General features: G+C 42.1%; 18 protein-coding genes, 1 other RNA gene and 1 pseudogene. 4 read left to right on the forward strand and 16 right to left on the reverse strand.

Annotated elements, in window-relative coordinates:
- Window positions 1-162: 162 nt before the first annotated feature.
- From QUB52_RS17720 to QUB52_RS17750, 7 genes and pseudogenes are all read right to left on the reverse strand, one after another.
- Window positions 163-561 (reverse strand): type II toxin-antitoxin system VapC family toxin, encoded by a 399-nt coding sequence (locus tag QUB52_RS17720; protein WP_265239677.1) that lies wholly within the window; start codon window positions 559-561, stop codon window positions 163-165.
- Between the two features lie 2 nt (window positions 562-563).
- Window positions 564-803, reverse strand: coding sequence for a type II toxin-antitoxin system Phd/YefM family antitoxin (locus QUB52_RS17725; protein WP_265239676.1), 240 nt, complete (start codon window positions 801-803; stop codon window positions 564-566).
- On the reverse strand, window positions 791-1,087 hold the full coding sequence (locus QUB52_RS17730; RefSeq protein ID WP_265239675.1) for a hypothetical protein: 297 nt from the start codon (window positions 1,085-1,087) through the stop codon (window positions 791-793). Before QUB52_RS17730 ends, QUB52_RS17725 begins: the two co-directional genes overlap by 13 nt.
- A gap of 59 nt (window positions 1,088-1,146) precedes the next feature.
- Window positions 1,147-1,665: a DNA-binding protein gene (locus QUB52_RS17735; RefSeq protein ID WP_265239674.1), complete on the reverse strand. Its 519-nt coding sequence runs from the start codon at window positions 1,663-1,665 to the stop codon at window positions 1,147-1,149.
- Window positions 1,662-2,087, reverse strand: a pseudogene (locus QUB52_RS17740) (DUF6932 family protein); the annotation flags it as partial. The gene QUB52_RS17735 and the pseudogene QUB52_RS17740, both read right to left, overlap by 4 nt.
- Before the next feature lie 72 nt (window positions 2,088-2,159).
- Window positions 2,160-2,294, reverse strand: a complete 135-nt coding sequence (locus QUB52_RS17745; protein WP_332968842.1) for a hypothetical protein — start codon at window positions 2,292-2,294, stop codon at window positions 2,160-2,162.
- A gap of 222 nt (window positions 2,295-2,516) precedes the next feature.
- Window positions 2,517-4,241: a zinc metalloprotease HtpX gene (locus QUB52_RS17750; RefSeq protein WP_332974131.1), complete on the reverse strand. Its 1,725-nt coding sequence runs from the start codon at window positions 4,239-4,241 to the stop codon at window positions 2,517-2,519.
- A gap of 219 nt (window positions 4,242-4,460) precedes the next feature.
- On the opposite strand from QUB52_RS17750, the gene QUB52_RS17755 reads away from it, so the two are divergent.
- The 4 genes from QUB52_RS17755 (at window position 4,461) to folB (ending at window position 8,743) form a co-directional block, all read left to right on the forward strand.
- Entirely contained in the window at window positions 4,461-5,744 is a 1,284-nt protein-coding gene (locus QUB52_RS17755; RefSeq protein WP_332974132.1) for a glutamate-5-semialdehyde dehydrogenase, read from the forward strand.
- 106 nt (window positions 5,745-5,850) lie between these two features.
- Window positions 5,851-6,357 carry a hypothetical protein gene (locus QUB52_RS17760; protein ID WP_332974134.1) on the forward strand — a complete coding sequence of 169 codons (507 nt, stop codon included), beginning with the start codon at window positions 5,851-5,853 and terminating at the stop codon, window positions 6,355-6,357.
- Window positions 6,358-6,758: 401 nt separating this feature from the next.
- On the forward strand, window positions 6,759-8,126 hold the full coding sequence (locus QUB52_RS17765; protein ID WP_332974135.1) for a serine/threonine-protein kinase: 1,368 nt from the start codon (window positions 6,759-6,761) through the stop codon (window positions 8,124-8,126).
- Window positions 8,127-8,377: 251 nt separating this feature from the next.
- Window positions 8,378-8,743, forward strand: a complete 366-nt coding sequence (gene folB / locus QUB52_RS17770) for a dihydroneopterin aldolase (RefSeq protein WP_332974136.1) — start codon at window positions 8,378-8,380, stop codon at window positions 8,741-8,743.
- A gap of 194 nt (window positions 8,744-8,937) precedes the next feature.
- Here the strand turns inward: folB and nuoK are convergent, their stop codons facing one another.
- The 9 genes from nuoK to QUB52_RS17815 form a co-directional block, all read right to left on the reverse strand.
- Complete coding sequence (gene nuoK, locus QUB52_RS17775) at window positions 8,938-9,243, reverse strand: NADH-quinone oxidoreductase subunit NuoK (protein ID WP_332974143.1); 306 nt, start codon at window positions 9,241-9,243, stop codon at window positions 8,938-8,940.
- Between the two features lie 132 nt (window positions 9,244-9,375).
- Window positions 9,376-9,999, reverse strand: a complete 624-nt coding sequence (locus QUB52_RS17780) for an NADH-quinone oxidoreductase subunit J (protein WP_332968851.1) — start codon at window positions 9,997-9,999, stop codon at window positions 9,376-9,378.
- 113 nt (window positions 10,000-10,112) lie between these two features.
- Window positions 10,113-10,688, reverse strand: coding sequence for an NAD(P)H-quinone oxidoreductase subunit I (ndhI, locus tag QUB52_RS17785; protein ID WP_332968852.1), 576 nt, complete (start codon window positions 10,686-10,688; stop codon window positions 10,113-10,115).
- A 103-nt stretch (window positions 10,689-10,791) separates the two neighbouring features.
- Complete coding sequence (gene nuoH, locus QUB52_RS17790) at window positions 10,792-11,910, reverse strand: NADH-quinone oxidoreductase subunit NuoH (protein WP_265239375.1); 1,119 nt, start codon at window positions 11,908-11,910, stop codon at window positions 10,792-10,794.
- Between the two features lie 560 nt (window positions 11,911-12,470).
- Window positions 12,471-12,861, reverse strand: a transfer-messenger RNA (tmRNA) gene (gene ssrA / locus QUB52_RS17795).
- 196 nt (window positions 12,862-13,057) lie between these two features.
- Window positions 13,058-14,827, reverse strand: a complete 1,770-nt coding sequence (locus QUB52_RS17800; RefSeq protein WP_332974137.1) for a serine/threonine protein kinase — start codon at window positions 14,825-14,827, stop codon at window positions 13,058-13,060.
- A gap of 237 nt (window positions 14,828-15,064) precedes the next feature.
- Entirely contained in the window at window positions 15,065-17,398 is a 2,334-nt protein-coding gene (locus QUB52_RS17805; RefSeq protein WP_332974138.1) for a hypothetical protein, read from the reverse strand.
- A gap of 1 nt (window position 17,399) precedes the next feature.
- Window positions 17,400-21,353 carry a hypothetical protein gene (locus QUB52_RS17810; protein WP_332974139.1) on the reverse strand — a complete coding sequence of 1,318 codons (3,954 nt, stop codon included), beginning with the start codon at window positions 21,351-21,353 and terminating at the stop codon, window positions 17,400-17,402.
- Window positions 21,354-21,435: 82 nt separating this feature from the next.
- Window positions 21,436-22,110, reverse strand: a 675-nt coding sequence (locus QUB52_RS17815) for an ISAzo13 family transposase (RefSeq protein ID WP_332976224.1), incomplete at its 5' end; no start/stop codon positions are given.

Raw genomic sequence — 22,110 nt, forward strand, 5'->3', positions numbered from 1 at the left:
CCTACATATTCGCTTAACCCTCGTGTCACCCCAACCCCTGTTTCCACCGACAATCTGATCCATTTCCACCATCTCAAAGGGCGCTGATTGCACACAGGGGCGTGAAGCGTAGCTATCCCGTAGGGCGATCGGCCCAGCAAACAAAGGGCGATTCTTACTAAACTAATTGCCAGCGCAAAGAATCGAAATATCGCTGTATTGCTTGAACATTGAATCAGCACTCACAAGCGTCATATCCTCAATTTGAGCCTGAGCAATCAGCATTCTATCAAAGGGATCTCGATGATGTAATGGTAACGCAGCCGCTCGTAAAGCATGAGGCGCTCTAATTTCCAAATACTGCACACCTAACTGTACCATGCGACTAGAAATGTAGCTATCTATCGGTTCTGGCAGCGGCAACTTTCCGATCGCATTTTTTATACCTATTTCCCAAATACTAGCAACAGAAAACCACAATTCATTCATTTCATCGGCAATATGGGCGATCGCCTCCTCATTCAATCGCTCTGGTTGGGCAAACCACCATAACCAACACTGCGTATCCAGCAAAAGTTTCACTTTTAATCCCCCTCGAATGCTGCCAAAATCTCTTTTGGCAAAGGATCGTTAAAGTCCTCGGGTACAATAAATCTCCCTCGATCTTGCCCTAAACTAGCTCGTCGATTGGATGAATTACGAAACGGAACCAACTTCGCTATTGGGATAGATCCGTTTGAAATAATAATTTCTTCTCCGAGTTCCACACGCGACAATAATCCTGAGAGATTTGTCTTAGCTTGATCGATATTTACAGTTTCCATGTTCTTAAAAAACTAAGTCCATAGGCTAAGTTTACTCCGATTGTGATAGTTGTGCAAGTTGGTAGCTTTCCCCTTGAGCGATCGCCCTTTCTTGCATATTCGCTTAACCCTCGTCTCACCCCAACCTCTCTTTCCACCGACAATCCGATCCATTTCCACCATTTCAAAGGGCGATGATTGCACTCTAGGCGTGAAGCGTAGCTATCCTGTAGGGCGATCGCCCCAGCAAACAAAAGGGCGATCGCCATTTCTTTTTTCTGATGAGCGATCGCACACCTACTCATTTAATTGACAGCCAACAAACCCGATCTATTCAGCCCTTTCTTTTGAAAAGAAGATATTCTTAAGATACTTTACTTGCCCTTTTTATTCTTTGTTCGTGCCATTTCTTTGCACTTTCTTTGAGTTCCTCTATCTGCTCAAAATCCACCTGCACTACAGCCATCTTAAACTCTACACCCAACGCAAAGCTAATATCAAGGAGTTCTAAAAAACTAGCATATCTATAATTTTTAGCCTCATGCTCCTTAATCCGCTGTTCGTCAATTTCTAGCATTTCAGCTAGTTCTTTCTCGCTCATTTTTGCAGCGATCCGAGCTTTAATTAAAGCATCGGGCAGTTTATTAAAATTCTCAACTACAATTTCGATCGGTTCGCTCTTGTCACAATTAATCAATCTTTCATATTCCGCTATTTCTTCATGTAACTGATCCAAATGGCATTGTATCGCACCCCTACCTGCGTCCCATTTGAGAAAGTCTTTTCTTTTTGCTTCTTCATCCCGCTCCATTGCTGCTATAGTTTTGTTGAATTTTTCAACCCATTCTTTGCTGACTTCATACTCTAATTCATCTTTGATCATGGTTCCCACCTCATTAAATCAATCGCTATAATTCCTTTATTCCTGTGTTTTCTATCCTTTTGAAAAAACTCAAAAGAATTATCTCCGTAATTACCTACAGGTTGGTCTGACGGAAAAATCTCCCCTCTATACTTAGCTTTTTGGGCATTCCGATCGTAATGATTGAACAATCGAGGAGCATTAACTCTCAGATCGTCCATGTCTACAGTTTCGCGATCGTAACAAGCATCAAAGTCGTTAGGGTTTGGTTCTAGGGTAACAAAACTACCATTAATATAAATAGTCCTACAACCTGCTGCTTTTAACTGAGTCATTGCTAGTTTCAAGCCATCTATCATGTTATTTCTCTTGAAATTAGTACCAAATCTCTCCTTAAACTCCTCCCATTCACAAAAATGAACTCCTGGTGGTAAATTGCCATTTTCATCAAATTCTGAATCACTCTCTCACACTCTTTCCACAAATTTATTGTTCGTTTCTTAATATTATCATATTTATCTCGATCGCTCACCAGTACCCTCACAGCAGACTCGTCTCAATTCAATGGAAGAGTTGCGCGATCGCCATTCTAATTTTATCCAACCAGAGCGATCGCCCCACCAAGCATATTCGCTTAACCCTCGTGTCATCCCAACCCCTGTTTCCACTCACAATCTGATCCATTTCCACCATCTCAAGGGGCGCTGATCGCACTCAAGGGCGTGAAGCGTAGCTATCCATAGGGCGATCGCCCTTTCTTACATATATTGCTTAAGTTGACACTAACGCTCTAGTCCTTAACCCTGACTTAAGAGGACTGAAGTCCTTACTACAAACCAGGTTCGTAGTGAGGACTTCAGTCCTTTCTAATCTTAAGCAGCAAATGACACGCATAGAGAAGCAATACCGATCGCGATCGCACCAATCCCCATCACAAAAGACCAGAAACGGTGATAACTGCTAACCGTCGTACCGCTATCGCTTTCAAGCCGAATCAAATCCATCCAAGGCGCGACACCCCGGCGGAACCAACCCAAAGCGCTAACATCCATACCAATCAAACTTTTAACCCGTTTCATTCCGAACAGAAAATTACCAATCGGCCCAAAACGAGAAGCATAGCGCAGATAAATCATTCCCGTTTTGTCTTGCAATTTCAAATCAGAACCAAAGGTATAACCCGCATCACCGCGACCAATTAATTCGCCTTGCAGTTTCGCAGGTTGACCGCGCAAAGGACTTGCATAGGGGTCAGACATTAAGGTTAAAACATCCAATTGTTCTGCTTGTGCGTAATTTGGAAACATCACCAAAGTCTTGAGCAAAATTCCCACACCCAAACCGATCAAAGGACAAGCAACTATCATCATCGGATTCGCAGCAGACAGCGAAATCCCGATCGCAAAACCCACAGCCAATCCCAGAGTTTCCGCACTGTACAGCAGCAAATCGAACACAAAATTGCCGTACAATTTCCGCTTACTCAAATTGCGGCCTTCCCCGACAATCCTGCCCATATCAAACTCAATATTCAAGCCTAATTGTTCTGCGTAGGTGCTCAAAGCGCGAACCCGCTTACCAGTAAGCGGGTGAGTCGAATTCAACTCCATCCACCAAGCCCAAGGATTAAACATATCCCACAAAAACACTCGCCCAATTTTTTCCGGTTCCGACGCAATCCGGTAAGCTGTGCCGGTAGAAGTAGCAGCTTTCGCATCATAAATGCCTAAAGCGCGAGTTCCTTCTAACAAGCGGCTGGGTTCCGTTGCTCTTTGTCCTTCTTCCAAAATGCCGTAAGCAATTTTTACTAAAGCGCGGGATAAAGCGTTGGGATTTCCGGTAGTTTCGGCGGCAAAATGGTCGGCAAAATATTCTCGCGTCCGCGACAAATACAGCAACAAATAAGTGCCTGCAATGTAAAACAAATAAGCAACAGCAGCTACAGTACCCGCCGCATCTTTAGCTTTGTTTCCCCCACTTCTACCCATGCGTGTGGCAAAGGTATAAATTAAGTAAGTAATCTGCACTAAAGTCGAAGCTAAGGTCATGACTGCAAAGTCCCAGTGGACGATGTGACCGAGTTCGTGGGCGTAAACAGTGGCAATTTCATCGTCGTCTAAATAGGTGAAAATACCTTGGCTGACGACTAAGCGAGCACTGTTAGGAAATGAACCGTAGGTAAAAGCAGTGGGGTTTTGGTCGTCGATAATTCCTAACCGCGGCTGAGTCAGTTTTTTCTGTTTGCAAACCTTCTTAATAATTTTCGCCGCTTCAGGACTCTGGCTTTCAATTTCTGCTAGGGAAACCCAGCGAGTATTGTAAAGCCAATTTTGGGTTAAGTCCATCAAGTAAGGTGATAGAAAAAAAGCTGCGATGTTAAAAATTAGAGTGATGGGAAGTGCGATCGCCAATCCGGTAACTGGATCGGGACTGTTGAGAATCAAAACTGAGGCTAAGGATAGCGCCAACACCATACCAAACAGCAGGGTGATGGTGACGCCGGAAGCTAAAACGAGATTTCCGCCAGTTTTCTGTATCAGTTTAACGCCGGCTTTGGGCGATCGCCCTGCCTTGCGTAAAGGAGCTTGAGATGGCATAATAATCTCCAAAGGTTATTGACAAATGGTAATCGCGGTGGGATTTTATCTATACTTCACTGTTTTAACCTGTCAGTACGGATCGCGGTAAGGAGTCTCAACAAAAATATATAATTTCCTCTATTTTGTTAAGATGGAAAACTGCCCGCCTAATTTATTTGGGCGAATTCAATTACTACCTCAAAACTCAACAATCAAAACTATTTAAAAGTTACTGCTATGTCGATTATTGAAATTGCCCAAAAAACGCGCGCATCTGCTAGAAAATTGGCAGTTTTGTCCGCCGGTGCTAAAAATCAAGCGATTGAGGCTATTGCTAAAGCTTTAGAAGCTGCTGCTGCGGATATTTTAGCGGCGAATGCTGCTGATTGCAAGGCTGCTGAGGCGGATGGGATTGCTAAACCGTTGTACGATCGCCTAAAATTGGATGAGAGCAAGTTGAAAAGTGCGATCGCGGGCGTGCGAGATGTTGCCAAACTCCCAGACCCGATCGGTGCCGTGCAAATTCATCGCGAATTGGACGCAGGATTAATCCTAAAGCGCGTAACCTGTCCTTTGGGCGTTTTAGGGATTATTTTTGAAGCGCGTCCAGAAGCCTTGATTCAGATAGTATCCTTGGCAATCAAATCGGGCAACGGCGTTATTCTCAAAGGCGGCAAAGAAGCAGTCCGTTCCTGCGAAACCTTGACAAAAATCATCCATCAAGCATTAGCAGAAACAGCCGTTAATCCCGCAGCAGTGCAGTTGCTCACCACGCGGGAAGAAACAATCGAACTGCTGAAAATGGATGAATACGTAGATTTGATTATTCCCAGAGGTTCTAATTCTTTCGTGCGGTTCGTGCAGGAAAATACCCGGATTCCCGTGTTAGGACACGCCGATGGAATTTGTCATTTGTACGCAGACAAAGCAGCGGACATTCAGAAAGCCGTAGAGATTTCTGTCGATGCCAAAACTCAGTATCCAGCCGCCTGCAATGCCATTGAAACCTTGTTAGTTCACAGGGATATTGCTCCCATTTTCCTCCCCGCTGTCGCCCAAGCTTTTCAGCAAAAAAAAGTCGAATTGCGGGGAGACGAACCAACTCGCGGCATCTTAGAAAATATTGCCGAAGCGACAGAAACAGATTGGTCTACAGAATACAGCGATTTGATTTTGTCAATCAAAATAGTAGATTCTGTAGAAGCAGCAATTAACCACATCAACACCTACGGTTCCAGACATACAGATGTGATTGTCACCGAAGACAGCGAAGCCGCCGAAACTTTTTTAAATCAAGTCGATGCAGCCGGAGTTTATCACAATTGTTCGACTCGATTTGCTGACGGTTTCCGCTACGGTTTCGGTGCAGAAGTGGGGATTAGCACGCAGCAAATGCCGCCTCGCGGGCCGGTTGGTTTGGAGGGTTTGATTACCTATAAGTATCGAGTTGTTGGAGACGGTCATATTGCTGCGAGTTATGTCGGGAAAGATGCTCAGGAATTTACCCATCGCGATTTGTAGAATACAATAGTGCGATCGCCCCGATCGCGATTTGCCGATTCACAAATTATTGATCGCACTGCTATACTTAATCTATACCCTTCGCAATCGCGCCCGGAGGCAAAAAATGTCCGCTGCAATTACCATTAACCCCTATGAAATTAGGCAAATATCCCAACCGGATACAGTAAGTCAGTCAAGGTTGCGATCGATCGCCCAAAACACAGAGGCTCTAGCAACAGCAGTAGAGAATAAGTGGGAAGATTTTTCGGATGGGGAGCGTGAGTTGCTTAAAGCTCTGATTTATGCCTCAATTATCAATCAAGATGGTAATCAAGGTTTTTTCGCTTCTCTGAGAACAAGGCTGTCACTAGCTTGGATGCTAATCTGTGGTGAAACTGATGTTCTGACTGACTACTTCAACGCCTTAATTCGTCTAAAAAATGCTGTACTTGGAGCGATCGAAAGAGAGCACCCAGATTACGAGCAAACAATGGTTGAAGTTGTGCAGGAAGCTTTGGCAAAATCGGGCGATCATCCTGCAATGACACCCGATGATTTTTGTGAGTGGCTAAGCAGTGTTTCGGATTCATCCATCATAACTAAAGATGTAATTTTTAACGCAGCCGCTTAACTTTTGTAACTAACAATAAGCTGCATATTAATCTCGAATTGGAATCAAATTTTATTTGATTTTTGGGAGTATTGCAATATACCTTGTGCTTTCATTGAATTGCTATTCTTGAAATTATCTGCGTCCATCTGTGTTTATCTGCCTTTCATCTGCGGTCGATCTATCTATCAAAGATTTATGCTGCAATTCAAATCTAATGTATAGCAGTTCGAGCTCTCATATGAGGTATTGACCAATCAATCCCCTAATCTAAAATCTAAAATCTAAAATCTAAAATCTAAAATCTAAACCTCACCTTTTTGAAAAAGGCTATAAGATCGCCCTCACAGCCAAAAAAACTTAGCTACAATAAGCTATACTGTGCTCCGCGACTCCTCAACTCGAACAATTTACCGTTGTTTATGTCTAACTCATCCCTCCTCGCCCCTGGTTCCACCCTCGAAAAACGCTACCGCATCATCCGCGAATTGGGCCGCGGCGGCTTCGGGCGCACCTACCTCGCAGAAGATATCAATCGCTACGGCGAAAACTGCGTGCTCAAAGAGTTCTCTCCGGTGGTTCAAAGCCCCAAAGCGGCCGAATTGTTCGATCGCGAAGCGAATATGCTTTACAACCTCCAACACCCGCAAATCCCCCGCTTTCGAGAACTGCTTCGCACCGATTTGGGCGGTAATCCATCTTTATTTTTAGTTCAAGACTACATCCCCGGTGAAACCTACGAACAAATATTGATATCTCGCCAGCAGCAAGGTAACAATTTTACCGAAGCGGAAGTTACTCAACTGCTATTTCAGATTTTACCCGTTTTAGAATACATTCATTCCCGCAATTTAATTCACCGCGATGTTTCCCCTGACAACATCATCCAGCACGATGCTGACAAACTGCCATTTTTAATTGATTTCGGTTCAGTCAAGCAAATCGCAGCAACCGCCCTATTTCAGTTTAGGGGACAATCGGATACTGCGATCGGCAAACAAGGTTATTCGCCCGCCGAACAAATGCGACTGGGAAAAGTTACTCCCGCTAGCGATTTGTACGCTTTAGCTGTGACGGCTTTAGTGCTACTAACCGGCAAAAAGCCTCAAAAACTGTACGATATCCATAACAAAACTTGGGATTGGCGCACGCACGTCACAGTCGGTCAAAACCTCGCAAGTGTGTTGGATAAGATGCTAGCAGAACAACCGGGCGATCGCTACCAGTCCGCAAAAGAAGTCCGCGAAGCACTCAAAGACCCAAAATTATCCCAAATTGGCAGCATCATCTCCCAAATGGTGACAATGAACTTTGTCGGTCGCCCCTTCAACCAAAGCACTCAAACAGCTACCAATAACAATCCTCCTGTTGTGCAAAACAATCAAGTTGTTAACAGCAACACCAGCAAATTTAAGTTAATTCCGTGGAAAACTCTAGGGAGTTTAAGTGTGGTTTTATTGCCGGGGATGCTAGCTTTTAGCATAGTCAAATCTGGTTTTACACTGCCCAAACTACCTGATATGCCTAAAATTCCAGAACTTCCCAAATTTCCAGATACATCTTTCGATGCAGAAGTAGCTAGACAAGAACAAATTGGTAAGCGCCGCAAAAATCTTAATATCGAGCCGGACATATTTTATCAGAAAGTGGATGAATTGTTTTACAATAAATATCCAGAATTACAAGGTCGTAGCTTGACAGACAAGCCCGAAGATGCAGAAATTAGAAAGAAATGGTATCAAGTTGCTGAGGATTTTCTGGATAAATCGGAGAAGGGAGAGCAACTTTGATATTTAAGGTATAATAAGAGTTAATGAACCGCGAAAATGCTTGCACGCGCAACGGCTTATCAAATTTGCAATACAACATCAGAATTATACTATAGTGCGATCGTCCCCGATCGCTTGCTTATAGACCTTTGCTGTGCTATACGAACTCGCACTAATACAACACCAAAACTGAGATACTCCCGAATAGAATTAGAACTTTATCGGGTTCAATGTAAATTGGTATATGCAATGCACTTTTAGTTTATTTCACAATGGATTGTATTCAACTTACAGGAATTCGCTGCTACGGCTACACAGGCTATTTACCTGAAGAGCAAGTATTGGGCCAGTGGTTTGAAGTGGATGTCACTCTCTGGCTAGATTTATCGCCCGCCGGCAAAAGCGATAATATTGAACAGACTCTCGATTACCGAAGTGCAATTTCTCTGATTCAACGGCTAGTCAAAGACTCGAAGTTTTTATTGATAGAAAGGCTAGCAGATACTATTGTTCAAGCACTTTTAGAACTGCATTTAGTCGAAAAAGTTAAGCTCAAACTCTCAAAACCGGCCGCTCCGATTCCTGACTTTGGCGGCAGAATTACTCTCGAAATTACTAGAAGCAAAGACAGTAATTAACTGGTTGCGAGTATAGTGCGAGCGTCCCCGCTCGCGTATTGTACGGAGGAGCGAGCGGGGACGCTCGCACTATAAATGCAAAACTGAGATGCTCCCTCCGAGTATGCGTTACCAGGCTCTTGGCTGGTAACGAATATAACTTGCCTAAGTGTTGACTAATGACTAATGACTACTGACTACTGACTAATGACTAATTACCACTTCAGCAAATTAAACTCTTCCATGTCTACGGTGTTGCGGTTGCGGTAAATCGTCAAGACGATCGCCAAACCGACTGCAGCCTCAGCAGCCGCTACCGTGAGTACAAACACCGTAAATACTTGGCCTTTAATCTGTACGGGGTCAAGATAGTTGGAAAAACCCATCAGGTTGAGATTGACTGCATTTAGCATCAACTCGATCGACATCAACACCCGCACTGCATTTCGGCTGGTAATTAAACCGTATATCCCAATGCAGAAAAGTGCAGCAGCTAATAACAGGAAATACTGGAGTTGCAGTTGCATAAATTTTTTGAGTTTCTTTCAGTCAAAATTACTACAAAACAGGCAGATTTGGACTTCTTGCATAAATCCATGAGGTGCTTGTGGCGAACCCTACGCATAATTATGTGCGCCACAAACACCATAGAATTACTTTGTTTCGGGTGAGGAAACATCACCTGCTGAAACTAATTCGCGCGGGCGTTCTGGCAAACTAAAAGCTGGTGTTTCCGATTGCTTCATGGACAGTTCATCCGCAAAGAAATCGCGGCGGGCTAAGACAATTGCTCCTACCATTGCCATCAACAAAAACAGTGAGGCTAATTCAAAAGGTAGCAAGTAGTCTGTGAAGAAGTGTTTGGCGATCGTTACAATCGAACTTTCAGCCGGTGCTCCCGTAATCGGCACGATCGCCCAAGGAGTAGACACTACCATCGTACCCAAAAGCGCAAACAAACCAGCACAAACTACTGCGGTTGCTACTTGACGTACCCAAGCGTTGGAAATTACGCGGAAGTCTTCTCGTTTGTTTACCAACATGATGGCGAACAAAATTAAGACGTTAACTGCGCCAACATAAATCAAGACTTGCGCTGCTGCGACAAAATCAGCATTCAGCAACAGGTACAAACCCGCAATGCTGGTAAATACGCCGCACAGCAAGAATGCTGAGTAAACGATGTTGGAGAATAGGACTACTCCTAATGCTCCTCCAATCATCATTACTGACAGGATGCCAAATGAAACAAGTTGAACCCCTTCGGCTAGATTCACAATTTTAAATCCTCAATCATTAGTTTTCTATTGTTGGTTTTCACTCATTAGTTAGCAGTCATTAATTATTGGTTGTTTCAATGACTGATGACTGCTGACTAATGACTAATTACTTACTTTTCGACAATTTCCTCTGGGCGGAGACCGGCGCGGCGATCGGTGTAGGAAACTTCATGAGGGTCGATCACACCTTTCGGCAAATAAGCGAATTCCCGCAGCGGTGTCACCATCGGATCATCTGTAACCTTGTAGGGCAAACGTCCGAGAGCCACGCTATCATAATTCAACTCGTGACGCTCGTAAGCGGCTAACTCGTATTCTTCTGTCATCGACAAACAATTAGTCGGACAATATTCTACGCAGTTGCCGCAGAAGATACACACCCCGAAATCGATACTGTAGTGCTTGAGTTGTTTCTTCTTAGTTTCTTTGTTAAATTCCCAATCCACCACAGGTAAATTGATCGGACACACCCTAACGCAGACTTCGCAGGAGATGCACTTGTCAAATTCAAAGTGAATTCTGCCCCGGAAACGTTCCGAAGGAATTAGTTTTTCGTAAGGATACTGCACCGTAATCGGCCGGCGTCTCATGTGGTCAAAAGTCACAGCTAGCCCTTGACCGATATACTTAGCAGCTTGAAGAGTTTCTTTGGCGTATTCGCCTACTTGATTGAGGAATTTTAGCATTGTGTTCTCTCTCTGTACTTGAGTTTTTGGTAATTGCTAATTGATAATAGGTAATTGGTTAACAGCTAATTTGTGTTAGCTATTGCCTTTTACCTATTATCAATTAACCGCCAAAAGCAAAGGGAAAGGCAAGCTTCAAAGCTGCGGTTAATAGCAAATTAACTAAAGCAACGGGAAGCAAAAACTTCCATCCCAAATTTAGCAATTGGTCGATCCGAACTCGCGGCAGAGTCCAGCGCAGCAGAATTGCCAGAAACAGGAAAAAGTAGGCTTTCAGCATGGTCATGGTAATGCCCAGCAAGCCGGTAATTACCTGCAACCAAGGAGTTGTCTCGCTCAATCCGAGGGCATTACTGATAACTCCGACGGGAATCGGGCATTCCCAGCCGCCGAGGTACAAAACTGCTACTAGCAGGCAAGAAAGGACGAGGTTAACGTAGGAAGCGATGTAGTACAGAGCAAATTTCATGCCTGTGTACTCAGTCTGATATCCTGCTACCAATTCTTCTTCTGCTTCGGGAAGGTCGAAGGGCAACCGTTCGCATTCTGCGAGGGCTGCGATCCAAAAAATGAGGAAACCGGCGGGTTGTCGCCAGACGTTCCAGCCGAGGATTCCGTAGCTGGCTTGTTGCTGTACGATGTCGATCGTACTGAGGCTATTGGACATCATCACAACTGCCAATACTGCCAAAGCTAGGGGAATTTCGTAGCTGAGGGATTGAGCGGCTGCTCTTAGTCCGCCGAGGAGGGCGTATTTGTTGTTAGAAGCATAGCCCGACATCAGCAAGCCGATCGGCTGAATGCTAGAAAGAGCAATCCACAGAAATATTGCTGTCCCCATGTCGGCGATGAGCATATGCTCTCCGAAGGGCACGATTAAGTAGGACAGAAACACGGGAATCACGACAATTACCGGGCCGAGCGTGAACAGCAGCGCGTCAGCTTTGGCCGGTACGATGTCTTCTTTGAATACCAACTTCAGCCCGTCAGCAACGGGTGCGAGCACTCCCAGAGGGCCGATAAATTCTGGGCCGATCCGCTGTTGAGCGGCGGCGGAAATTTTCCGTTCCAGCCAGACGCTAGTCAGTACCCCGAATACAGCACCGACAATCATCAGCAACATCGGCAGCGGTAGCCAAAGCACTTGGGCGATGTCGGCAGGTAAGCCCCAATTGATGAGGGCTTCTACGAAACTTCCTTGTAAGTCAATTCCTGGGTTCATGTTTCCAGCTTTTGAGCGATCGCCATATAATTTTTAACCTGTCCTTCGTAGGAGTAGGCTTAGAGAGCGGGGTTTTTGTAAAGATTTTTAATGCTTTACCGCCTAATAGTATATCGCCGGACTGGCCCCAAGAACCGATGGATGAGGTGAAGTTCTAATTATGTGATCCCGCAGCTTAGCTAATGGGTTGGTAACTGATGTGTTTTTAGAAGACCGAGCGGTTGAAACCGCGTCTATACAGACAAAACCCGCCGACGCAGAAGACATGGCGGTTGAAACCGCGTCTATACAGACAAAACTCGCCTCCGCGGGTTGAAGACTGATTGGTTAAAATTACCTTTTTTTCTTCAGTCCGCGCACCATCCGGACTTCGTTTGTGTAGACGCGGTTTCAACCGCCGTCTGATCTTTGTGTAGAAGCGGTTTCAACCGCCGTCTGATCTTTAGGTTGAATCAAGATTGAATGCCAAACAAAAGGGCTCGCGAGTTAACTCGCGAGCCCTTTGAATTTTGTAAAGTGGCTTTCAAATGGCTTAAACCATTGATTTTACGTCACCTTTTTTATGGAACTGGGCAGAATCGAACTGCCGTCCAAAATGGGTATTAACCTTCCGATCGTTCACAGGTTTATCCCCTCTAATCCTTGGGGCGGGAACCATCTTTATCCCAAATGGGGGGATTTTCTAGTGATTGCTTTCCCGGCTAGACGACTAGAAACGTTTAGCTAGGGCATCCGTTGGGGGTTGTTATGCTGCCTTTAACGGAGTTAAGCTGCATACACTCTGAACCAAGCTAGAGAAGTTTTTAGGCTACAGCTACGGCTTTGCGAGCGAAAGGAACGATGTTGTTCGCATTTACTTTTTTGTTTGAGCCGATATTAACGAGAGTAGACTCCCTCTCGACCTGCATCACGGAGCGGCTTTCGCCACCCTGTCGAAACCATTACAGCCCCTCGTGTTCTCTTATCATAGCGAATATTTCGTGTAACGTCAATCGATTTTAGATTTTATGGAAGAAGGAAGATGGAAGATGGAAGATGGAAGATGGAAGATGGAAGATGGAAGATGGAAGATGGAAGATGGAAGATGGAAGATGGAATCTGTAAAGTTCGCACTGCGAACTCTACGAGGTTCTGCGTGTAGGAATGTTTAATGCAAATTTTCGTCCCAAACGCCGATGTAAATCCGATCGCGCTCATTGCGTTCGATCGTACCTTCGAGAGAACCCTTCCTAAAAGTAAATCGATTAGTCCGGCGCTGCTGCACGTCCCCCAAGCCTTGCAAAATATCCCGGTTAGCACCGCCCACCATCCCATTTAAGGCGGTTTTCACCACCAAATCGTCCACCGACGGGGCAAATGATCCCTCTGTTTGCACTAATTTGTCGGAATCGCGATCGTAGATGTAGCCGAGAGTAATCCGATTTGGCAATATTTCGTAAAGCGCGGTGCGAGTATTCGGCCAATAGCCGCGGGATTGAGAGTCTGTGGGATTTCCCAATGCAGTTACAATCTGACTTTCCGGGGTACCAACGGCAAACCCTGGGATAGTGGGAGTCTTCTGATAACTGGTTGCGGGTTGTTCGGGGCTGGGTGCGGATCGATCGGGCGGCAACTCCTTGTCAACAAGTTTTTCGGTTGGTTCTTGTGGCGGCGGTGTCTCAGCGCCTTCCCCTGCGGTTGTTGGCGCTGGGGCTGGTGTTGGCGAGAAAGGAGTTTCAGCAGGCGCGGGAGTTGTAGTTGGTGTTGGTGTTGGTGTTGGTGTTGGAGTTTCAGCAGCAGGTGGCGGAGTTTCTCGGCGAGTTGGTGTGGGAGTTGGTGTGGGAATTGGTGCGGGGGTCGATCGCGCGTCTGGATCAGCAGAGGCAGAAGTGCGATCGTCCTTCGCTACCGGTGCGGGTTCGGAAGGTTGCCGGTTGAGGAAAACCCTAGCAACACCCACTAAACTTGCAACTAACAGGGCGATCGCCACCAACCCCAAAATCCACCAAATCTTGCGATTGCTCCCCCCAGAAGACACCACAGCAGGCGCTGTTCTCACATTTGCAGGCGACTGAGCGCCGTGTCCCGGCATCACCGCCAGCGTCGGCCCGGTGTCCGACCCTGCACCCTGCCCGCGCAGCAGACCCAGCCACTCATCCACGCTAGCAGGGCGATTTTGAGCTTCTACCGTCATCCCCCGCATCACAGCTTGACTGACAGTCGTACTTAACTCAGGCCGCAAGTCGCGGGGTGAAGGCATCGGCTGGCTGGTACGCAAAATTGCAGCCACCGGCACCTGTGCTGTGAGCAAAGTGTAAAGCGTCGCCGCCAGCCCGTAAACATCTGTCGCGGGCGTATATTTTCCTTGGGCGAAATACTGTTCTGGCGGCGCGTAGCCGTCGGACACCATATTAGTGTGATTTTGGGTTGCACCTGCTGTAAACTCGCGGGAAATGCCAAAATCTATTAGCACTACTTCCTGAGTACCTTGGCGCAGGAGGATGTTTTGCGGCTTGACATCTCGGTGTAGCAAACCCTTTTGATGAACTGCTTTCAAAGCAGCGCCAATTTGAGTGATGTAGAGAATTGCGAGATTTTCTGGGAGGGGATTGTTTCCACCGACTACTTCTGCCAAATTCTGACCGGCAATGTAGTCCATTACCATGTATGGCTGTCCGTCTTCCACAAAAAAGTCGCTGACGCGCACTATATTCGGATGGACGCAGGATGCCAATCGCCTCGCTTCGTCTTGGAATTTGCGATCGAATTCGGCAAAATTTGGATCGCGCCGCAGAGATTCGTTGAGGGTTTTAATCACCACGGGCTGTCCTAAGTAGCGGTGATTGGCCCGGAAGGTAATCCCAAAACCGCCCCGCCCCAGTTCTTTTTCTAGGGTGTATTTTCCACCTTGTAAAGTTTTGCCGATTAGTGCGTCCATAGGTTCGGGCGATCGCATACCAGAGAATATGGCTGATTATTGCACGTCTAGTTTGCCAAGTTACCAGTCTAAAGGGCGATCGTAATGCTCGATCGGCTCTAACTAGCAGGTTGGCTTCTAGCTGACATTGATACTTTTGTCCTGCCTCAGACCAGATATGAGTGTATCCGATCATCTTCTCCGATCGCTGAAATATCTTGATTTTTTCTGGAATCAGCCTTCAAATTCAGCTTTTTTTCAATTTTCAATTAATACTTGTGCTACTTTTTGTAACAATGACGATTGACTGTTTTCCCCGATTTTTAAAACATTGTGAGTTAGCGTACTCAAATGTAAAGCTGTGATGGGATGATCGATCAGATCCGATGTGGGAATTGACTCTCCTGAATATCTATTCCCAATCAAATGATAGACTCTAAACCCTTTCTTAATCGATGCTACGATATTTTGTGCCGGAGGAACATAATACTGAATAAATGTTTCATTCTTCAAGTCCAAACATATCATCTTTTGGATTCTGTTGATAGGGTTAATTTCGCTGTTGTAATGGGATACCAAAGGTAACAATTTACTACTATTTTCACCTTTATTTTTTCGATCTATTGTTAATTCTTCGCTTGCCAAGTCTTCAATAATACCAGTTTTTCCAATTAATGTTGGCGTATAGAAATCATCGGTATAACAACTAATATACAGCTTCTCTGATTCATCTACAAAAATTTTCTGATCGTTAATTAATTTTTCTGAATTATTTCTTTTCCTTCTTAAAAATCGAAATTTGGACTCTATTTGTTTCAAATTGGATATTACATTTTTTATATATATGCAACCATCTTTGTACAGAAATTCTACCGCAACAGCTTTAGCTTCCTTTTTTTTGGGGCTGCGTACATAAATACTAAAAAATTGTTTTTCAGAAAATGCTTGAGGAGTAGTAATACGCAAGCCCAAGTTCGGATTTGACAAACTCTGCGAGATCCAGTTCTTAATTCCCAACTCAATCAAAACTTTCTGAAATTCAGGTGAAATATTTATCTTGTATTTATCGCAGAAACTCTCCCATTGTTTGGTATCTTCTTGTCCTATTATATAAGCAAAAATAGAGCCCTCTACATCCAAAAAATTACCATCTGTAAAAGCTTTCGTCTCCTCGCGGAGATTATCTATATCTATTTTCCAATTTGTATAATTAAAAACAGCAAAATCAGTTTTCTCATCTCCCACAGCACGAAATTCTGGTATATTTCTCCCCTGCATGCTAAAAAACTTTCCAGTCTCCAAATAGTTAAATTTTTTCTTTAACTGTGAATAGAAATCTACTGGTGATTGCTTATCTAATGTTGTCGAGGGACACCAGAGAGTGTCTTTTCTCTGGTAAGCCATTGAACCCGCTTCTTCCTCCAAAAGTTTATTGAAAACTAAATAGTTTTTTTCCGGTTCGAGTTGAATATCTGACCATTTAATAGATTCCGTAATTCTCCAGCAAACCTCGTCATCACCTTCAGATTCTACTTTTTCATAGGTACTAACAGTTTTTCCCTGATTGTAAAATGCGATCGTAGATACCCCTTGATGTTTCAGAAAACGTTGCAAAAATTGTTGGTCAGATTCAGCCAGATCGACTCCTGTATTGTTAATAATCTGTAAGGATTCTACAGATTCTATATTTTTGATGAAAGGGTTTTCTACGTAGTGGTCAGCCTGAAAATCAAGAGATTGAAAAGTAATATTGCACTCACTTAAAAATCCCTCAAGTTTTGTCATGAGATTTTGGTAATGATAAAGCTGAGTTTTTTTGAACTTATCGTAATTTTTGGGATCGCTATCAAATTGCATAAAATAAATAGAATTTTGGCGACGAGCATCGAGATCGCGCTCGAAGTAGTAATTCTTATTTTTGTATACCAACAACTCTCCTAAATTATCACCATCTACAGTCTTGTAATCTTTTCGATCTTTTTGTACTAAGAATTTTCGGCTTTTTCTAGACAGTGTTAATGTTAGTACATTATATGGATTGTATTTGATTAACAAATTCTGTCCCCATACAAAAAGAGCGTCTTTCGATTTTTCACTGGTCTTCATGGAATGAAGTAAGAGTAATTCTTCAAAACCGTTTATTGTTTCGACAGATAAGCCTTGAGAAAGAATATAAAACTTAAAAATGAGGTTGAAAATCCTTTCTCGATCGCTAGAAGTGTCTGTAAATAACTTTTGCCATCCCGAATGATTTTTATTGGGCGATAAAAAGAACACATATTTTTTGCCACCCGTATAGGATAGGAAGTATTGAATGTCTGAAATTTCCCGTTTTTCCCCATGTGCAGCAAGCCTTTCTTGGACTTGAGCTTTAATGTATTTATGTCGGTCTTTATAAAATGTCGGTCGTGAATCCTCATTTTCAGAATTTTTATCTTCAGCAAGCGGATATTCAAGAGTAAAATGTTCTATCCCTTGTCCCAATTCAAATAGATACTGACGCAGTTTTTCGGCAACTTGTTGGGGAGTTTCTAATATTTTTAGTTGGTTGGTTCGCGATATATCTGATAATGCTGCTATTTTATTTTTCATTTTATTTCTCCTTTTGAAACAAAAAATCTCTGAGGATCTTGGATTCTACTGGACAATTGCGCTCGTCAAAAAAAATCAAATTTCCCGAAAATAATATGGGTGAGTGTTGTTGATTTTTTTCTTGGGCGGCGTGCAAGTTAAGGAGTAACCCTCTCGCAGTGCTAAATTCTGGATAGTCTGAAACAATCGCCTTCAGCTTGTTTTCGGTTTTATCCAGGGTCTTTTTTGAAAGGCGATTACCCGAACCTACGCTCCAAGCTTTAACATCAATACAGAATAGCGTATTATCCTTGACATAGTACAAATCAAACCGCTCATATAGCTTATGATATTTTTTGAAATTTTGCAATGGCTCAAAACCATAGGTGGCTTTTATGTCTTTCCAGTCTTTGCCTTTGAAAACTACATCTTGAATCCAGCGTTCCACAAAATTTTCAGCCAGTGAGGCATACAACACATCGTAAAAGAAATGCGGACGCGGAATATAAGTATTAAAAACTTCCGGTTGTGGCATCAACTTGCTGTACAGTCTGTAGATTAAATCAGTCGAAGGATATAGCGAGCTAATTTCATTATTTTCTAAGTCATAGCCTCGATCATTTATTTTTAGAGATTCAGGATATAACCGCTTTTGATAAGGATATATTTTTTCTCCATTGATACTATCGCTAATAATCTGGAATTTTTGGCCTCTTTCTTCCTCGGAAGCTAAATATGGCGTAAATTCAACTTGTTCTGGGTTGTGATAGAATAATGACTTAATAAAATCATCAGGAAATAGCCTTGAATTTCGTAAATTTTCCAGATACTTGGCTGGGTTTTTGAAAACAATTGGGTCGCGCAACGCATCCCACGCTTGTGCAATATCAAAAGTATTTTTATTAAGATGAAAGCGATCGATTTCCTCCAACATTTGTGTTCTAAACGCTTGGAAAGCCAGAGTGGCATCAATCTCATCAATAACATGATCGTCATAATCCTTAATTGCTCGTTTTTTCTCTTCTTCTCGAACGCTTAAGTAAACTTTGTGGTTGTTAACGGAAAACTTACGGATTTCCTCCTTTTCTTTCCCTTCCAGGTATCTATAAAAATTCACTAAATTTTTTCTAGTTTCTTCATTAACAAATATTTTTATTACTTGGTTGGGAAAATCACGTCTCTCAGATCTGCCGATAGCTTGCAAAACTTGTTTCCCTAATAATATCTGGTGTTGCTGCTCTCGAAATGCTCCAGCTTCTGGTTTACTCAGATATTTGTTAAAATCTTTGATTTCAAGATCAGACTCTCCCAAGTTTACAATACTTTTCATTAAGGCAAAATGGTAAAGCGTCATAGATAATCCAGAATCTTTTGATTTGTTAAGCGATGGGCCCATTACTGTATAGTAACTGTCCATTAACAAAATTAAAGAGTCGAAATCTTTTTCATCACCGTTAGGGCTTTTGATGATAGGATTCAAGCCTTTAGAGGCTGATTGATAAGCCGATATAAAGAATATTTTTTCCCCTTCTTTTTCAACAAGCTCATTTAAATACGTGTCATGAGCTTTTTTGTCGCAGTAAAGACTGTTGAATGATGCCTCATACAAAATGATTTTAATCCGAATATTACTGTGATATTTTTTATGCTTCACTTGCATATAATATATGTTTGGGTGCTCTGGTGACACCTCAAATACAAAGTTAGCATGATTGAGCCGTTCGCAATGTTGAATAAACTGTTTAATCCAGCGTAAAGTTTGAGTAAAAGCAATTGTTTCTTGAATTAAGTCATCCTCAAAAAGGTAAAACAAGAAACGAACAAACTTTTGAAGTTCTTGGATTTTGTAAATACCCAGCCAATTCCCATCCTGTTTGAGATCGTCGATAAAACTTTTTAAAATAGTTTCTTCAAATCGTTCCACAACTTGTTGAGTTTCGTCATTTGGGAAAGACAATAAATCCTCACCGAAAAACTCTACTCCAATCTGTCGCTTCGCCTCACGACTCTCTCTGATGTTTTCGCAAAGCAATACTTCTTCCTCGCTCATTTCCTTAAAGGAACTTTGACCGAATTCACTAGCATTCCGCAATTTATCTTTGAAATACTGCATATCATAGCTAGTGCTTAAATCTCCTAAAATTCCTCCTGTTGCTGAAATCAGAAAAATCACATTACTATTATTGCATAACATGGATTTTATCTTGAATTCAGGCGAAGTCAATATAGCCGTACTACCAATAGAAACTTCTCTAAGGGCGCGATCTATCAGATTATTTTTAGGATTTTGATAACGAGAAATTTCTTTAATATTTATGATAGACTTATAACTTTCATAGACATAAGCAGTATTTAAGTATTTTAGCAGTTTATTTTGCGAGGGACTTTCTTCAATTGCCTTTTGGACTTTAGTTATTTGTTTCGACCAAATTTCTAAAGAACGGGATTGAGAATCTTCAGCATCTAAGACGTTAGCTAGAAAATCTTTGATGGTTTTGATTTGCGATCGCACAGCTAGAATGGCATAAATTAACTCTGCTACAGAAGTATTATCTGCAACTTTTTCCTCTGTGATTTGTACGTGTCCGCCAGAAGGTTTTGTTAAAAACAATTTTTGCAGAGGTTCGAGGTTGTAGATGTATAGGTTGTTGTATGCAAAAATGTTCATCAAATCATCACATATTTTATTGTAAAGCTTTTGAGGAATCAATAAACTTCTATTATTCTCGAATTTTGAAATAACTCTGGATAACATTTCAAAATCTACTATAATGGGATTTTTTTCATCATTATTCTCGAAAATCCCAATAATTTCTTCCATTGATTTGTCAAGCTTTTTTTGAAGTTTTACTATTTCTTCTAAAAATTTGATAGAGTTTCCCTCCTCAAAGGTCATTCGTTGATAGGTGTGAGCGAATTCTTGCAGTTTTTGTTCTAGAGCTTTGTCTTTTTCAAAGTGTTCTTGAAATTCGTAAAAAGCTCCCTTATTCTTATCTATAAAATTTAAAAAATCTCTGTTTTCATTATTTTTAGTTGAAAACAGCATAGAAAATTCTCTATTGATAGATGACAGCGCATTATTGATTGCCAGTTTTTCAGGAGAGATGATATCAATCTTCTCCTCTAGCATAATTTGATAGCCATCTTCCTGCTCATCCAAGGCAAGGATAAATTTTCGGGAGTTGTCTGTATGTTCAACAACATATTTATCGAGATGACTGCTTTTCTTTACCCAGGTTTTATCATTGTGGATAAAGTACGGAATAGCCGTTTCAAATTTTTTATATGTGAGCATCAAAATTCCAGATTTCTTTTGCAGAAGATGAAGAGGAAAAAATATTTCAATTAACTTTAAACATTCAGCAGGACAATTTGTTCTATCTAATTCACATTTGATAAAAAACTCTAAAAACTTTTCAATTAAATTATTCAGTTCTTGTTCTATTTTCGTAATTTCCAAAATATTAAAATTTTCATTGCCCAAGTCTGTGTTTTTTACATATTCAAGGCGTTTAATTACATTTTTAACTTTTTCAAGATTTCGTCGATTTTCCTGAACTTTTTCATCAGAACGTACTTTCTTATCGATCTTCCAAATATTTTTATTTTCAAGAATTGAAGATATCAATTCTTTGTATAATTTGATATACTCATCCGTCGTTTTCATTGCTAATGAATTTATTTTATAGACGGGAATATTTTGGTATTGGCTCTCAACAGAAGTTGGAACACATAAGTGTTCTCTCAATGGCGCAACATATATACCGATTATTTGATTGTTGGGATGTTCTTCTATGGTTTGATAAATCGCTTGAAACAATTGGTGAGTTTTTCCTGAACCCGTACCATAATTGATGAGTTTTAGTTGGGGACGGTTTTCTCGAAAGCTATCTTCAATAGTTGCAAGGTAGGAATTAATAATTTTGCAACGAACTGATTCTAACGGCTGATTAAGATCGTCTGTTTGCTTTTTCATTATGTGTTATCACCTTATTTAGAGTAAATACATATCGTGGAATAGTCTTTTAGAGGCCTCCACAAAAAAAATGATCCAATAACTATGTGGGTTTAGCGAAAATTTCCACGAACCATTTTTGAAGATTAGGGAGGCGATTAATCTGAGTTTCAATTTCTGCCCTAGCTAATTTATTGAGTGTAACTCCTGTGGAGTAAATTGTTTCTACCAATGTCACTACTGGATTTTTATCCTTAAATGTGAGAGTTTTTGCAAAATTTACTACAGTCTCAACAGTATCAAGTAAACTACCATTCCAATGCTTTTCTAGCCAACCAAAACAACGTTCTATGGGGTTATATTTGCTATGATAGGGCGGGTAATAAGCCAGTTGTAACGTCAGTTGAGATGATGTAGCAAAATCTAGAATCCGTTTCATAAACTGAGTGCGACGAGAATTATTTTCTGGTCCATTATCCTGATTTATGACCAATCTTTGAATATGAGTAAAACGATGCTTGACAGTCTGCCACCAACTTTCAAGTAGATCAACAATACAATCAGCCGTTAATTTAGAGGTAACGAAAATCAAAAATAACTCGTTGTACTCAGGCAGAAAGATGCCATAGGGAATCACGGTTGATTCGGTCGCAAAATCGTGATCGAGTGCAAGAGTTGGTATCCGACTTTTACCACCTCGATCAAATTCTCCAACTTTGACTGCTGCCTTGGCATCAATGGAGATTCGGAGAGTATTAGGGTCACGATCAGCTTCTGT

Origin of the sequence: Microcoleus sp. A6-C6, assembly GCF_036705955.1 — a bacterium.
GTDB lineage: Bacteria > Cyanobacteriota > Cyanobacteriia > Cyanobacteriales > Microcoleaceae > Microcoleus.